We start from the raw sequence: 19,842 nt of genomic DNA, 5'->3' as shown, positions 1-19,842 counted from the left end.
TTACACATCTATTAAATCAATTGTTAAAGTTGTATCACCTAAATCATACGTTTGATTATCAGTTACTGTATTTGCATTTCCATCATAAACTATATCATCTCCTGTACCAGGAGTATTATCTGCACCAACTGCTGTAAATTTGATTTTATCTGCTTGGGCACTATTTAATTTTAAAGTTAAATTATTACTTGCATCTGTCCAAGACTTGATAAGATCATCTGTTAATTCAAACTCTACATTTGTTCCTGTTGTATTTAAAGTTAAGCTAGAAATATCTAAAGCTTCAATATTACTAAAGTCATTATTATCCCCTAATAAAGTATCACTTGATATATCTGTTCCAGTATTACCTGTTAAGTTAACTTCATCAGTATCTGCACCACCATCAATAGAGAATGAGTCTAAATTACTAAAGTCAAGTGAAAAGTCATCATTTCCACCATTTCCATCAATAATATCAGAAGTTCCCTCAATAGCTTGTGCTGTTTCACTTCCTAAACTAACTGTATCAGCTCCATTAGCAAAATCTACTCTATCAAGATTTGAAATATTTGTGAAATCTAAATCAGTTATTGTTCCTGAATCATTAAATGTTAAAGTATCACTATCTCCTACTCCAAAGTTAATATTATCAGCACTTGTTAAATCATCAATATCAATATTTATATTATCACTTCCACCAGCTAAATTAATACTATTATAATCATAAGTTCCTAAATTCATAGTATCACTTCCGGCTGTCCCTGTTACATCTACAGAATCACTAGCATGGAATGAAATACCTGAATTTGCTTCTGCAACACTTACACTTAAAGAGTTTGAAGTAGAATCAACTACATCAACACCTTGTGCATATAAAGCACTTAAATCAGCTCCCTCAATAGTGCCTTGTGCATCAGATAATGTTACTGTATCTCCTGCTGTAAATGAAATACCTTTTGTTGTATCATCAACACTTACAGTTAATACATTATCAATTGCATCTACTGTATCAACTCCAATATCAACCATATCTTGGAATGTTACACTTCCTATATTTGCACCTGTATCATTAAATGTAACATTATCACCTGAATCAAAAGATATTCCATAAGTTTTAACATCTGTAACTTGTGTTTTATCTAGTGTAATTGTTCCGGTACCACTTGCATTGATACTATCTATATTTGTATTTAATGCTGAATAATTAGCCGAACTTAAATTTGAAACAGAATCGATTAATGTTACATTATTTGAACTAGTAAAGGCAATACCTGCTGTTGTTGCTTGAGCAACATTAACATTTAAGCTTCCTGTATTTGAATCAATAACTACATCGTTTGTACTTAAATTTGAAAGATTAGTAAAGTTTGCACTTTGAATATTTGTTGCACTATCATTTACAGTTACAGTATCACTTCCATCAAAACTAATTCCATAAGTATTAATATCACTTGCTTGTGCAGTTGTTAAACTAACTGTGTTATTAGATGAATTAATAGAATCTATATTTGCTCCAAGAGAAGAATAATCAGCACTATTTAATACAGCTGCTGTATCAACTAAAGTTACAGTATTCCCTGATGTAAAGTCTAAACCTGATGTAGCTTGAGAATATGAAATATCTAAGTTATTATCAGTTGAATTTACAGTTGTAATACCAGCACTTACAAAACTTGTAAAGTTTGAAGCTTCTAAAGTTGCTTTTGTATCACTCACTATTACTGTTGTATCTACAAACTCTAAACCTGCAAGGGCTTGAGTTGCATTTACTGTAATAGTTGAAGAACCACTTACATCTACTTTATCTACATTTTTAGAAACTAATGAAGCAAAATCTACTCCTGTAATATTCCCTTGTGTATCACTAAGTGTCACTTCATTTGAAGCAGTAAAAGAAATACCAGCAGTTGTTGCTTGAGACACACTTACATTTAAAGTAGTGTTTGTTGAGTTTATTATATCAACACCTGCATTTGCTAAATTTGTAAAGTTAGCAGCTTCTATAGCTACTTGTGTATCACTAAGTGTCACTGTAGAGTCTACAAAATTTATTCCCGATAAAGCTTGTGCTGTATTTACAGTAATAGCATCAACACCTGAAACATCAACTAAATCAACTCCTATATTTTGAAGTGTTGTAAAGTTTGCACCATTTATGTTTGCTTGTGTATCTACTACTGTTACGTTATTTCCTGCTACAAATTTTGTATTATTTGTATTTAATGTATTTGCTTGGGCTACACTTAAACTTACATTTGTATCGCTTGCATTTAATTCATCTACGTTTGCTCCATAAGAACCTATATTTGTAACTATATTATTTGCTGTATCTACTACTGTTACTGCATCACCTGTTACAAAATCAATTCCTGCTGTTGCTTGTGTTGTATTTATATTTAATATATCATTATTTGAATCTACTATATCTACACCTGCTGTTTTTAGTGCTACAAAGTCTGCATTTTGTATTGCTGTTTGTGTATCACTTACTATTACTGTTGTATCTACAAACTCTAAACCTGCAAGTGCTTGAGTAATATCTACAGTTATTGTAGTTGCTCCACTTATATCAACTTTATCAATACCTTTTGTTTTTAATGCCACAAAATCTGCTGTATTTATATTAGCTTGTGTATCTGTAAGAGTTACAACATCTCCTGCTACAAATGATATTCCTGCTGTTGAGGCTTGTGTTAAACTTACATTTAATATATCACTTGTTGAATCTACAATATCTACACCTTTACTTACTAAGTCTGTAAAGTTGGCTGCTTCTATTGCTGTTTTACTATCAAGTACTGTTACTGTTGAATCTACAAATGTTAAACCTACATTTGCTTGTGCAACTGTTACACTTATTGCATCAACACCTGAAACATCAACTGAATCAACTCCTATATTTTGAAGTGTTGTAAAGTTTGCACCATTTATGTTTGCTTGTGTATCTACTACTGTTACGTTATTTCCTGCTACAAATTTTGTATTATTTGTATTTAATGTATTTGCTTGGGCTACACTTAAACTTACATTTGTATCGCTTGCATTTAATTCATCTACGTTTGCTCCATAAGAACCTATATTTGTAACTAAGTTATTTGCTGTATCTACTACTGTTACTGCATCACCTGTTACAAAATCAATTCCTGCTGTTGCTTGTGTTGTATTTATATTTAATATATCATTATTTGAATCTACTATATCTACACCTGCTGTTTTTAGTGCTACAAAGTCTGCATTTTGTATTGCTGTTTGTGTATCACTTACTATCACTGTTGTATCTACAAATGCGATATTTGATAAAGCTTGTGATACATCAACAGTAATACTATTTCCTGTTGATTCATCAACCCTATCAATTCCTTTTGCTTTTAATGCTACGAAATCAACTCCTACAAAATTAGCATTTGTATCACTTAGAGTGATATTATCACCAGTTGTAAACTTCATAGCTGATGTAGCCTCTGCTACTGTTACATCTAAGTTTGTATCACTTGCATCTACTGTATCAACACCACTTGCTAATAATGAGATTATATTTCCTTCAATATTACTTGCTGTATCTAAAACAGTAATTTCAAAACCATTTTTAGTGATATTTCCGTTAAATTGGTTTACTTGATTTACTGTCATAGTTGTATCTGCACTTAATGAAATACTCGTAGCATCACTTAAATCATTTGATGTGATATTTCCATTTACATTAGTTAAAGCAATATTATCATCACTTCCTTTTGTAATATTTGAACTTCCTAAAGCATTGTATTGAGCTAGCGTCATTGTTGCTGTAATAGAAGAAGAACCATTGTTATTATTTACATCTAAACTATTTACATCACTTAAATCATAAGCACTTAAATCATTTGTCGCTTGAATATCTAAAATCTCTACATTTGATAAAGAACCTATTGTAGCTGTAGTAGTTACATTTAAAGTATCGCTATTTCCAGCACCACCATTAATCGATGTAACGTTTTGAGCTAAATTAATAGTATCATTACCATCTGCTGTATCTACACTATCACTTCCACCTGCATTTAGATTAACTGTTTCTGCTGCATTTGTACCTGTAATAGTATCTGTATTAGATGAGTCATTTATTGTTAAAGTACCTGTTAAGTTATTTGTAATAGAACTTAAATTTGTAACACCACTTGCATTAACTGTGATATTTCCAGCTCCTGTAATAGTTTGATTATTTAATTGACTACCATCTAAAATCAATGTTCCTGAAACAACTTCAATAGTATCTGTGTCTGAAAGTGTACCACCTGTAAAGTTTGTATTTCCACTAAACCTTGCTGTTTCACTTCCACTAACATTTAAGCTTGTTAAATCTGTATTATTACTTCCACTTGTCATAGTAATTATTGCATTACCTGAACCATCAATAGTTTTTGTACCCATAATAGCATCAGAAACTGTTAGAGTAACTCCTGTATTTACAGTAGTTGATACTGTATCATCTAAAGTACCTGTAAATGTTAAAGATTCATTTACAGTTACAGTTGATAAAGCATTTCCTGCTATTGTTGTTAAATCTGCATTATTTTGACCTGCTGCGTCTATTAATGTAACATTTAAAGTACCACTATTTATTTGGTTTATTTCTTGTCCAGTTACAATATCAGCTGCTGCTATTACTGAAACGGCATTGATTGTAGTTACAACTGAATTTAAATTACCTGTAAAAGTTTGATTTTCAGTTATTGTTGCTTTTTGACCTGCTGTTCCATTTATAGTTGATAAATCTGCATTTGAATTTGCTGCTGTTATTTCTATTTCAACTTCACCTGTAGTTCCAGTTTCATTTATAGTAAAGCCTGTTAATTTTGAATAGTCTGCACTTAAAGTAGCTCCATCATCAACTTGAATAACTGTTCCACTTGCGAATGTTCCTGTAAAATCACTATTTGCTGTAACTGTTACTACTTTTGTACTTGAATTAAGATGTGTTAAATCAGCACTTGAGTTACCATCCATTAATACTTCAACTTCACCTGAACCATTTATTGTTGTAAATGAAACTGCTTGCTCATCAGTGATTACTAGTCGTGAACCACTATTTACAGTTAATGTTTCAATAGCATTAATAGTTTGTGAACTCATATCTATAGTTCCTAAACTTGAAGCAACAACTAATGTATCATTATTTGCTCCCCCATCAATACTTGTAACTGCATGGTTAATTGTAATAGTATCATTACCACCTAGTGCATTTATTATATCACTACCTGCGCCTGTTACATTGATAATATCATCAGAAGTTGTAGTTGTAATATTATCATCAAGTGCTGAATCATTGATTGTAAAGTTACCTGTAATACTATTTGTTAATGAACTTAAATCTACTGTACCAGAGGCATTTACTGTCATGTTTCCAGCACCACTAATTGTAGTTGTTTTACCATCTAGTTTATCGCCAGTTGTTACTACTGTAACACCTGAATTAATATCTATATTTGAATCAGCAAAATTCCCTGTAAATGTAGAGTTTCCTGTAAACTTTATTGTTTCATTTGTATTATTATCTAAAGCTAAAATAGATGTAAAGTCTGTAGATGTATCTGAATTTACCTCAACAACTGCACTTCCTGCACCACTTACAACAACTGTACCACTTGTAACTTGTGTTTCACTTAGTGTTACAACTCCGCTTGTAACTTCAATACCATCTATGATATTGTTCACTCCATTTATATCATGTCCTGTTAAATCAACACTTTGATTTACTATTAGATTTATAGTTCCATTTCCTACTTTAGTAATTGCATCAAAATCATGATCAGCTGGAGTATCTGTAGCAATGATATTTAGAACACCAGTATTATTTGTATTTATTGTAAGGGTTTCATCATCTAAGTTTGTTGCACTTATTGTTGCTGTGTTACCATCTTCAACTGAAATGTCTTCAAAATTAAGTAGTGTAACACCACTTAAATCTACACTACCTGATAGAGATAAGCTATCTGTACCAGCTCCTGCATCAAGAGTATCTATATTTGGAGAGCCTGTATAGTTATATGTATCATCACCATTTCCAGTTTTGATAACCTCAACACTTGTAAGTGTATCTGTATTTGTTGTATCACTTACAGTTATAGGATTAGTGCCATTAATAGTTACTGTTAAATCTGTATTATCTGTAATATTATAATCAATAGTATCACTACTTCCTGCACCATCAAAAGTAATATTTGAAACAGCAGTAGTATTTAATGTATCATTTTGTGCTGACCCTTCAAAATTTTCAAAACTCTCAAATGTATCTGTACCAATACTAGAACCTGTTGTTGTTCCGTTTTTATTTATAGTATCTGTTAAATCAATAGTTACATTACTAGTTGCGTGAGCTACACTTAATGTATCATTTCCATCTCCACCTATTAAACTATTATTATAAACATTACCTTTTACAACATCATCACCATCTCCCATTTGAAGATGTTCAATATTTTCAATAGTATCATCTCCATTACCAGTGGCTGTTTTATTTGCTAAATCCACATTAATGTTAATATTATTTGGTGTATCACTATAGTCTAACCAGTCACCTGTTGTATCATTTCCACCATCTATATTATCAATTCCACTTCCAGCAAAGATTCTATCATTTCCAGCTCCACCTTGAAGGTCATCATTTCCTGCTTCACCTCTTAGAGTATCATCTCCTCCAAGTCCTTCTAAAGTGTTGTTCTCACTATTACCTTGTATTGAATCTCCTTGAGTATTTGAACCTCTTAGGTTTTCAATTTCTGTTAAAGTATCAGTTCCATCAATACTTACAGTTGCATCTCCACTTGCTCCTAATGTAACATTTAAAGAAGCATTTACAGAACTATAATCAACTGTATCACTATCACTACCACCATCTATTACATCATCTCCAGCAGTTGTAATAAATGAATCATCTCCAGTTCCACCATATAACTCATCATTTCCAATACCACCATCGATATAATCATTATCAGCATCACCATAAATAGTGTCATTTCCATCTAGTCCATAAAGACTATCAGAACCTGAATTTCCTTTTATCTCATTTTCTCCATCTGAACCATAGATAGTATCTTGACTTGTAGAACCTATAACATTTTCAAAACCACTTAAAGTATCATTTCCTTCGCCTGTTGCAGTATTTGCAGCAATTCCATCATGAGCTGATGTTGAGTCTATATTTATTTTTACACCTGTTAATGAGCTATCATAAACAACCCAGTCATCTAAGCTTGTATCAGTAGTATCATCACCACCAAACATAATATCATCACCTAATCCACCTTCAATAGTATCATTACCATCTCCACCTAAAAGATAATCATTTCCTGCTAAGCCTTCTATAGAGTCATTACCTGATAATCCATTGATTGTATTATCAGTATCTAAAGTTTTAGTTCCTATGATTCTATCATCTTTATCACTACCATTTACATTTTCAATACCTAATAATGATTGATTATATTGTGTTCCCCCTACGCTGAATACAGCATTATCTTGGTCTTCTAAATCAATATTATTATCAATTACACTATCATTGGCTGTTCCATCAATTGTAATTTCAGAGAAGTCAATTAAGTCTTCACTTCCACTATCACCTTGAATTTTATCATCCCCTATTGAGATATAGAAAGTATCATCTAAATCTCCACCAATTAAAGTATTTTCAGAATCATTACCTCTAAATGTATCATTAAATGCTGTACCTGTAACATTTTCAATATTTCTTATAGTTTCTGTATTTCCATAAGAATCAGTTGAGGCATTAGTTGTTCCATCTAAATCTACAACTACACCTTGTGTTCCACCAACATAGAATAAATCATCTATTTCAGTACCACCATCTATTACATCAGCTCCATCTTCATTATAAATAGTATCAAGACCAGAATCACCATTTACATCATCATTTCCTGTTCCTGTATAAATAATATCATTACCTGAGCCACCACGGATATTATCATTATCCGCACCACCATTAAGATAATCATTAGATGAACCACCATTTATATTGTCATCACCATTTTCTCCATAAATAGTATCATTATCTGATTCTCCATTAAGTGTGTCAGCACCTTCTCCACCATAAATTAAGTCAGCTCCATTATGTCCATCAATTCTATCATCTCCACCCATACCAAGAACAATATCATTTCCTTCATAAGCCTCAACATAGTTAGCAGCTTCATCACCAACCATTGTATCTGCTCTAGTAGACAAATAAAATTCTTCAAAGTCTGATGTTAAATCATTTTTTTGATAAATATAATCAGTAAAACCTCTTCCATCTGTAATTTGATAGAATGTATAATCTCCATTGGCTAAAGTATTTAAACCTTCTAATGTTAAAGTTGTTGTAGATGAAGTTACACTTAAATCACCAACATTATCATTATTTGTATCAATATTAGCATTTTGTAAGATTATTTTTGCCCCTTGTGTTGAACCAAAATGATTTCTATAATCAAGTCTATCTGTACCATCACCACCAATTAAAGTATCATTTCCATAATTAGCTGATGCTCTATCATCTCCTGTTCCTAAATCATAAACATCATCACCTTGTCTACCTAAAACATGGTCATTACCATCATACATGATAAATGTATTATCAACTGTTGATCCCCACACAGTTCTATTAGAGCCTGTTTGTTTATCTAAAATATTTTCAATATTATAAATACCATTTGAACCTGAGTTTAAATCAACATTTACTATATAATATTCTAAGCTTAACCAGTCACTTCCTTCTTCTCCATCTACATAGTTATTTCCTATAGAACTAGAATGGAAAATAGTATCATCCCCTTCACCTGCTAAAATAGAATTGTCTTCACCATTTTTTCCACCTAAAATATCTGCGTGATCTGTACCGATAATATTTTCGATTTGTGAGATTAAATCAAAATCTGTAGGAGTATCATTGTTTATAACTTTTGTATATGTTCCATCTAAAGTATCATTTGCACTATCTAATACATAAGTTGAATTAGCAACATTTCCACTTAAATCAACAGTAATAGCACTTGATGAAGTAGAATAATCAATCCAATCTTCCTCCACATCACTTCCACCTGCAATATCACCAAATAAAACAGCTTTATCAAAACTTCCTATAATAGTATCAACACCTTCTTGTCCAAATACTACATCTTCACTACTATCATCTGTATCAGTACCTGAATAAATTCTATCTGTTCCAGTTCCACCATAAATAGTATCAAAACCACCTTGTCCATTTATAGTATCATTTCCACCATAACCATAAATAGTATTGTTTTGATTATCACCTGTTAAATTATCATCATGGTTTAATGTACCTACAATATTCTCTACATCTGTAATTGCACCTGATTCTGTATTTCCAAATCCATCATCATTTACAGTTGAACTTGATAAGTCAACATCTACAGAAGCCCCTACATTATAGAAACTAATAGTATCATTATCATCTCCCCCATCATAAGTGTCAATTCCATCTCCACCTATTAAAGTATCATTTCCTGTATTTCCAAGTAAATGGTCAGATCCTGCTCCTCCATCTATTACATCATTACCACTATTTCCATCAAGTGAGTTATTATTTGCATCACCTGTTAAAGCGTCATTTAGAGTAGTTCCATATAAATTTTCAATTTCTGTAATATTTGTAGTACCTAAACCACCTGTGATAGTTCCATTTTGCATAGCTGCATCAACTGCTGTTCCTAAAGCTTGGAAACTAAGCCAGTCTCCACCACCTACACCAGTTGTATTACCACCACCATCAATTTCGTCAGAACCTAATGTAGCTATAATAGTATCATCACCAAGTCCAGATTTAATAGTATTAGTATTTGCATCACCTTTAATAGTATCAGCGTAACTTGAACCTATTACTTTTTCAACATCAGTAACTTGATCTTTTGTTCCAAAACCATCTTCCATTACTTCATGAGTTACAGAATTGTTATCTTCATCTGTACTATCTAAGAATACTTTTACTCCTGTATTTGCATCAGCAAAATCAATTGTATCAGCTCCTGCTCCACCATCAATACTATCATTACCAGCTTGACCTCTTAGTGTATCTATTCCATTTCCACCAAATAAGGTATCATCTCCAATACCACCATAAATACTATCTCCTGAACCATTTCCATATAAAGTGTCATTATAATCACTTCCCTGATCAGTTCCGTTATATCCTAAAATAACATCTGCATTTGTAGAACCTTTGATGATTTCTATATGATCACCTAAAGTATCTGTATTAGCTCCGTTTACGATAGTACCAAAGTCATTAGAAACTCCACTTCCAAGATTTACTGTAATACCATTTGCTGTAACTTGTTCATAAGTTAAAGTATCTATATCAGCGCCACCTGTAATAGAGTCATCTCCTTCACCTGAATAAATGATATCATCTCCACTTCCTGCATCAATAGTATCATCTCCATCACCTTGAAGTTTTTCTATTTCATCATTTCCTGCTCCACCATAAATAGAGTCATTTCCTGCTCCACCTTGTAGAACATCATTTCCATCTTCTCCTAAAAGTGTATCTTTTTGAGAACCACCATATAAACTATCATTATTATCTCCACCTTCAAGTAAATCAGCACCATCAGCACCTCTTATAGTATCTTTACCACTTCCACCTATTAAAGTATTTGCTTCACTACTTCCTATTAACTCATCATCACCATTAGTACCAATAACTACTTCTATATCTGAAACTATATCAACTACAGCTGTTCCTGCATTTCTATATCCATCATCAGTAACTTGTCCTAAACCTAAATCAACAATTACAGCATTTCCATCATCATCAGTTGTACCAGTTGAAGCATTTGTATCAATCTTACTAAAGTCTAAAGTATCAATACCATCTCCACCTATAAACTCATCTACACCTTTTGAAGCAATAAATGAGTCATTTCCTTTATAACCATCAAGTACATTTACTTCATTGTAATCATCACTACCTTTTAAAGTATCATCATTTTTTGTAGCAACAATATTTTCAATACCTTCAACACTATCAGCATTTGTAGCATTTCCAACTTCTTTGATTTCTGACTCATTATTTGTATCATTATTTCCATCATCCAATGATAAATCAGCATTTATAGCAGTTGTACTTGTGATATAACTATAATCAACTGTATCAGTTCCATCATCTGTATGTGTAGTTCCACTTAATGAACCACCATAAATAACATCAGAATCTAAGCCACCTAAAATAGTATCATTGTCATTTCCACCTATTAATACATCAGCTCCACCTGAACCAATTAGTAAATCATTTCCACCTTGACCTAAAAGTGAGTTAGTATTTTCATCTCCAACTATAGTATCAGCAAGATTTGAACCTATTACATCTTGAATATCATATAATCTATCAGTACCTTCACCAACAGCTGTTTGTGTTCCTAAAGTAGTTGAAGTTTCTCTTGAAAGCTCAATATTACTATCTGATGAAGAAAGATTTAATAAAATTGAATTTGAAGCACTTGTATAATCAACAACATCTCTACTAGAATCCGAACTTGAAACTAATGAGTCATTACCATAAATAATATCATCACCTGCTCCACCTTTAAATGTATCAGCACCTGTTTGACCTACTAAAATATCTTTTCCATCTCCACCTGAGATAGTATCATCATCAGAACCACCATCTAGTAAGTTGTTATTATCATCACCTGTAATAATATCTTTTGAATTAGTTCCTATAATATTTTCAATACCATCAACAAACTCTTTATTCCCAAAACCATCATCTTGAACTCTATATGTAGTGTTGTCATTTATATTTTGTGTAGTACTAAGGTTAATATTAATACCTTGTGTACCATCACTAAAGTTAATTGTATCAGCAGTTCCTTCACCACCATCTATATAATCAACTCCTTGTAAACCTCTAAATGTATCATTGTCTTCACCACCAAAAAGTGTATTATTGTTTTCATCACCTGTGATATTATCAACTCTACTTGTACCAATTACATTTTCAATATTTTTAAGAGTATCTGTTTTACCATTTGATAAAGCAGTACCCTCAGCTGTATTTCCAATATTATTATCTGTATCTAAATCAACAGTTACTCCATAAGCTAAATCAGAGAAGTCAGCTGTATCTTCATTATCTCCACCATCAATTACATCTGCATCAGCTCCACCTCTAATAGTATCATTTCCTGCTCCTGTAATAATAGTATTTGATAAAGCATCTCCATAAATAGTATCATCACCAGCACCTGTGATAATATTTTCAACACCATCTAAGAACTCTTTATTTCCAAAGCCATCATTTTGCACTCTATATGTATCACTACTTCCATCTGTTTGAGGAGTATTCATATTTACTATAACTTTTTGAGAACCTGCTGTAAAGTCAACTGTATCAACTCCACTTCCACCAATAAGTTTATCAGCTCCATCAAGACCTACAAGATAGTCATTTCCTGATCTTCCTTCTAATGTATTATTAGAATTATTTCCAGAAATATAATCACCTTTATTTGAACCAATTACATTTTCAATATTTGTAATAGTATCAGTTCCATACTCATTATGAATTCTTTGAGCATTTGTATTAGATAAATCAACTTCTATACCTAAATATGCATCAACACCTGTCGTATCAATACCAGCGCCATCTACATCTCTAGTATCACCTGTATCATCATTTATTGAAATAGCATTGTAATTTAAAGTATCAGAAGTACCATTAGTAGTTCCAGAGTCTGTATCATCTCCATCAATAATATCATCACCAGCACCTGCTGTGATATAATCATTTCCAGCTCCACCTTCAATAGTATCATCTCCACCCATTTCAGAGATTGTATCATCTCCTGCTAAACCTTTTAAGATATTATTTCCATTATCCCCTGTAATATCATCACCAACACCACCTAAATTTGTTCCTGTAATGTTTTCTATTGAATTAAAGATATCTGTTCCTATAGATGTACCAATAGCAAAAGAACTTGAAATATTTGCTTGAACTGTTGAGCTTTCATTACTATAATCAGCTGTATCTCCTATAGTCTCACCTGTAGTACCTCCAACTAAATTATCATTTCCAGCTCCACCTATTAAAGTATCATCACCTGAACCACCTTCGATTCTATCATCACCAGATCCACCATCTAAAGTATCATTTTGTTCATCACCATAAAGTTTATCATCATCATTTCCACCTAAGATATGATCAACACCTTCTCCACCATAAATAGTATCTAATCCAATTCCACCTATTAATGTTTCTGTGCCAGTAGTATTTGCTCCACCTTCTATATAGTCATTTCCACCAGCACCATCTATATAATCAGTCCCATCATTACCTAATAAACTATTTGCATCTTCATCACCTATTATATTATCAGCTAAAGAAGTACCATATATATTTTCAATATTTACTAAGGTATGATTATTTGCATTTGAGTTAACTGTTACATTTGCTATAGTTGAGTTATTTAATGTTACATCAATACCTGTAGTCATACCTGATGTATTTAAATTACTATAATCAACTGTATCACTTCCTCTTGATGAGTCATCTTCATTTCCTCCATCAATAGTATCACTTGTAAAATCATCACCCTTAAATAAATCATTTCCTGATGAACCAAACATTTTATCAGCACCAGCTCCACCTGTGATAATATCATCATCTGCTCCACCATCTATGTAGTCATTTCCACCAGCTCCTAATAATTCATCATCTCCTTGACTTCCAAGTAATGTATTATCTAAAGAGTCCCCAGTAATTGAGTCATTTCTTGAACTTCCTGTAACATTTTCAATATTTCTAATTTGATCATTTGAATCGCCATTTATATCTACTGTTGCTAATGTTGATCCATTTAATGTTACATTTATGGCATTATTTCTTGAACTATAATCAATAGTATCACCATTTGTTTCATTTGTATTTGTAGTTCCACCATCAATTACATTTGAAACTCCTGTTGCTGTTACAAAATTATCATCATAACTTGAACCTAAAATATTTTCAATAGAAGTTAAAGTATCAACAATACCACCTGTTTCGGTTGCCATGTTGTTTTCTAAGTCTACACTAATACCTGCACCATTGTCATAATCATATCGAACCTCATCTATACCATTTGCACCATTTAAAGTATTTTGTAATGCACTTCCTGTAAAAGTATCATTTCCTGCTGTACCTATTACATTTTCAATTCCATTGATTGTATCATCATCACCTGTTAATACATCAACTGTAGTATCTCCTGTAGCAGCTAGTTCAACAACAATTTTATTTGAATTGTCAGTGATTATACTGTAGTCAATAGTATCATTATTCGCTCCACCAATAATAGAATCACTTCCATCACTTGCAGAAGTAGCTATGAAAGTATCATTACCATCATTACCTAGTAATCTATCATCACCTTCATCTCCATAGATAATATCATCACCTTCATCTGCATTAATACTATCATTGTCAGCTCCACCATGTAATTGGTCATTATCAGCTCCACCATAAAGTGTATCATCACCTGCTTCACCATAAATAATATCAGCTCCACCATTACCACTTAAAGTATTTGTTACATTATTTCCAGTGATATTATCAGCTTCTAAGTTTGAACCTGAAATATTTTCAATTCCATATAATTCATCATTACCTTGATCTGCACTACTTGCTGTTCCTTTTGCATTACCATTAGCTAAGTTTACAGTCATTCCTTTAATAGCTTGTGAATAATCAACTGTATCAACCCCACTATCTGCTGCTGCATCTCCACCATAAACTATATCAATTTTATTATCTGCTTGCTCAAATGAGATAACATCATCACCAGTTCCAGCATAGATTGTATCTGCACCTAAACCACCGTTTATATCATCATTATTTGCTCCACCATAAATGATATCATCTTCTGATTCTCCACGTATTACATCAACACCATCTTCACCATAAATAGTATCTTTTCCTGTACCACCTCTTAGATCATCATCTCCATCACCACCTCTAATAAAGTCATCTCCTGCTTTACCATCAATAGTATCATCACCCGAACCTGCACTATTTTCTTCTTGAGCACCACCATATAAGAAGTCAGAACCTGCTTGACCATAAATTTCATCACTTCCACCCATACCTTGAACTCTATTTAGATTTGCATCTCCTGTTAGAGTATCAACTTGGTTTGTTCCTATTAAATGCTCAATTCCATTTAAAGTATGTGTTTGTCCATTTATTTCAACTGTTACTGTTGAACCTGATTCTAAATCAACTGTTACACCACTTCCTGAAATACCACTATAATCAACTGTATCAAAATCAGCTCCACCAATTATTTCATCACCACTATTTGTTATATCACTATCATCTACAATAAATAAATCATCTCCACTTGAACCTTCAAGTTTATCAGCTCCTTCTTTTCCTTGTAGAGTATCATTTCCAGCATTTCCAATAAATGTATTGTTTGAAGCATTTCCTGTTAATTCATCATTATTATTTGTAGCTTTAATATTTTCTATATCGTATAATCTATCAGTATAAACATTTGAATCATTAGTATTTAATAAAATATTAGCATTACTATAATCATTTGTTCCATCATTTGATGTAGTTGTTAAATCAACAATAAGTCTATTATTATCATTTATAGTATTACTATAATCAGCCATATCTCCTGATGTATGGCTATCTGTATGTAATCCAGCATTATCTAAAGTTCCTCCATAAAGGAAGTCATTTTGAAGAGAACTTATAAAAGTATCATCTCCTCCTGCACCTTGAAGTTTATTTATTTGTGAACTACCTGTGATTTTATCTGCAAGACTTCCACCAATAGCATTTTCAATGCTCACTAAAGTATCACTATCATTTGCATCAATAATAGCTGTACCTGCACTTAAATCAATAACAGCTGATTTTGAAGTTAAATAGCTGTATGTAACAGTATCATACTCTACACTTGATTCACTTTGTCCTTTTTTAAATCCATAAATAGTGTCAATACCTTCATTACCAGATAAAGTATCAGCTCCTGCTCCACCTTGAAGTTCATTTACAGTACTATTAGCAATAATAGTATCATCACCTGCTCCACCTATGATGTTTTCAACATTTTTTATAATATCATTATCACCATTTGTTACACTTACTTCCCAAGAGTCATTTCCTCCAAGTCCATCAAAGTCATGAGTTGCATTAGTACTTAAATCAATACTAATTGCATTTGATGAACCTAAAGCTGAGTAATCAACTGTGTCATTCTTATCTCCACCATCATAATAATCAACTCCATCATTTGCATTTGTAGAAACAATAGTATCATTTCCTTTTCCTGTAATTACAGTATCATTTCCACCTCTAGCTTCAATATAATCATCTTCAGCTTGACTTGTAATAACATTTTTAGAACTATTTCCATAAATAGTATCTTTTGCAAAGTTTGAACCTATAATATTTTCAATTCCATAAAGTTCATCTATTCCTTGACCTTGTGCTCCTGTAGAACCTACTGATTTTCCTTCAATAGAACCATCAGCAGCTAAACCACCAGTTGCAGCTAAGTCTAAGTCAATAGTTAAAGTTTCTAGGGCATTTGTATAATCTACTGTATCAACTCCACTATCAGAGTTGTCATCACCACCATAGATTTTATCACTTCCTAAACTTCCTGTTAATGAGTCATCTCCAGCTTCTCCCATAAGTGTATCATCACCTGCTCCACCTAATAGGGTATCGTTATCATTTCCACCATAAAGTCTGTCGGTTCCACCTTCACCTTCTAAAATATCATTTCCATCATTTCCAACTAAAGAGTTGTTTTGAACATCCCCTTTAATTGAGTCATCATCTTGTGTACCTTTGATATTTTCGATATTTAAAATTCTATCAGTTGAACCACCTTTTACAGTTACATTTTTGGGATTTGCACTATCTAAAGTAAGTGAAATACCATTATTTCCACCATCATTTTCAATTATAGAGTAATCAATCCAATCTTGTGTACCTGCTCCACCATCAAAGTAATCAGCTCCGTCATCACTCCAAGAATCAATTGTTCCGTCATTATCTACATCAACACCCGCAATAATAGTGTCATTTCCTTCACCAGCTTTTATTGTGTTAGCTAAAGATGAACCTATAAACTTATCATCATTTGAAGTTCCTATTATATGTTCTATATTTGAAATAGTATCAATATCATCATCACTTACATTATCAACTACTGTTTGTGCAAGTGTTGTACTTAGGTTTACATTTACACCATTTGATGTGTAATTAACATAAGATATTGTGTCATTAACACTTCCTTTACCATCAATAATATTATCAACATTATCTTCATTCATAATAAAAGTATCTTTTGCTGTTCCACCAATGGCATTTTCAATACTTACTAAAGTATCTATTTGAGTAGATGTTGAAGCTTCATTATTTTTAAAATCAACTTTTACTGAAACTGATTTATCTTCATAAGTTACTGTATCACTACCAGTTCCACCATCAAGGTAGTTATTAGATTCTTTTCCACTTAATAAGTCATCACCTGCTAAACCTTTTAGAGTATTGCTATCGCTATCACCTGTTAAAGTGTCATTTCCTGCACTACCTGTTATATTTTCAATATCTTTTAAATAATCAGTTGTAGTAAGTACTCCGTCTTGATAAATCTGTGCAGCGAAATATCCATCTGAATCTGGTGTACCTGATAGATTTACAATTACTTTATCATTTGCTTCATCATTTGTATCTACATTTACATTTTCATAAGAGATACTATCTCCATTTGTTTCATTTCCTGAACTACCATCAAATTTATTTGAAACATCAAGTTTTGAAACAAAAGTATCATCATAAGCAGAACCTATTGCATTTTCAATTCCATATAAAGTATCAGTTCCTTCACCTGTGGCTTGATTATTTACAAAATCAACAGTTACTCCATTTGCAGCGTTTTCATAAGTTACAGTATCATTATCTCCATAAATTGCATTATCATAATCTGTATTTCCCGAAATACCACCATAAATTTCATCATTATTAGCTCCTCCACTTATAGTGTCATTTCCATATCCACCATAAATAGTATCAGCTCCATCTTCACCATTGATAATATCATCACCATCATTACTACTATTTAGTGTATCACCACCATGAATTATATCAGCTTCACTTCCACCTGAAATTCTATCAGCTCCACTTCCACCGTAGATTAAATCTTCTCCAGCATCACCTCTAATATTATCATCATCAGCTCCACCATAAATACTATCTACTCCTGAACCACCTTGAATGATATCATTTCCAGCTTCACCAAATAAAGTATCTTTTCCATCATCTGAACCACCAATAATAGAGTCATTTCCAGCTCCACCATAAATAGTATCAGCACCTTCTCCTCCATCTAAGTATTCATAAATAGTTGAAGATGTACTATTATCTGTATTATCTCCACCATTTATTATGTCATCATCACCTTCACCATAAATAGTATCAGTTCCATTTGCACCACTTAAAATATTTTTAGAAGTATTACCTCTTATAGTATCTTCACCAGCAGTTCCCGTTATATCTTCAATATTTCTTACAATATCACTATCAACTGAGGTATCATCACTTGATTGCTTGATTACTAATGAATTATTTGATAAATCTGCATCTAAATAGTAAGTGTTAGAAATAGCACTATAATCTATCTCATCTCTTAAACCATCATTTCCAGCAGATGTATCCCCTTCTATTACATCATCGCCATTATTTACACTTGTGATTAAGAATTTGTCATTCCCTGCTCCACCAATAAGTGAGTTATCACCAGCATTACCTGTGAAAGTATCATTTCCATCAGTTCCTTGTACATGCTCAATATTGATTAAGTTATCTGTAACACTTCCACCAATTACTACAGTTCCAGCTGTTAAATCTGCAACAATTGTGTTTGTAGAGTCAGAATAATCAACTTTATCATTTTCATCATTTGTATGCTCAGAATTTGGGTTTGAAAGATCAGTAATACCACCGTTAAATGTATTTGATACAGTATTGTTACCTTTAAAAGTATCTGCTTGTTGAGAACCTATTACATTCTCAATTGAGTTTAAAGTATCTGTTCCTGCACTTGCACTAATAAACTGTGCAACACCATCTAAACCTAGATTTACATTTACACCATCTAATGAACTTGAATAATTTACAGTATCTCCTGCAACTGTGTTAAGTCCACCATCGATGTTATCATCTCCACCAGCCCCATCAATAATATCATCACCTGCTCCACCTTTTAGAATATTATTCTTAATATCTCCTGTTAAAGTGTCATTCCCATCACTTGCTATAATATTTTCTATTGATGTAAAGCTATCATTTGCTGTTGTAGGTGTAGTAGATGAACTACCTGTAACAGTAGCTCCACTCATTGTAGCAACAACTTTATCAACTGTTGCGTCATCAACATCTAATGAACTGTAATCAACTGTATCACTTCCTGTATTACCATCAAAAGAGTTATCTTTATTATAATTTGTTTTGAAAGAATCATCATGAGTTGAGCCTTTAACATTCTCTATACCAATTAAAGTATCACTTCCTTGATCTGCTCCAATTGCCTGAGCTGTTCCATCAATACCTAAATCTACAGTAATACCTGCATTTGCGCTTGAATAATCAGCTGTATCAATATCACCTCCACCATCAAGTCTATCATTTCCAACTCCACCTGATAAAATGTCGTTTCCTAATCTACCTTCTAAAGTATTATTTGAAGCATCACCAGATATTAAATCACCTAATTGTGTTCCTATTACATTTTCAATTTTAGAGATTGTATCGTCATTTCCACTTCCACTCACATCTACTGTTGTAGAGTTAGAACCAGATAAAGT

1 protein-coding gene (only partly in view) is annotated in these 19,842 nt (G+C 32.4%); it reads right to left on the bottom strand.

The annotated features are described in order from the left end of the window. On the bottom strand, positions 1-19,842 hold the 3' portion of the coding sequence (locus ACH5BK_RS00860) for a hypothetical protein (RefSeq protein ID WP_404303859.1). 19,113 nt of this gene lie beyond the right edge of the window; the window shows 19,842 of its 38,955 coding nt (coding positions 19,114-38,955); its start codon lies beyond the right edge, outside the window; the stop codon is at positions 1-3.

It is taken from the genome of Arcobacter sp. YIC-80 (assembly GCF_044841725.1).
Taxonomy (GTDB): domain Bacteria; phylum Campylobacterota; class Campylobacteria; order Campylobacterales; family Arcobacteraceae; genus Arcobacter_B.
Note: the sequence above shows the minus strand (reverse complement) of the source record. Positions and strands in the feature narration are given on the sequence as shown.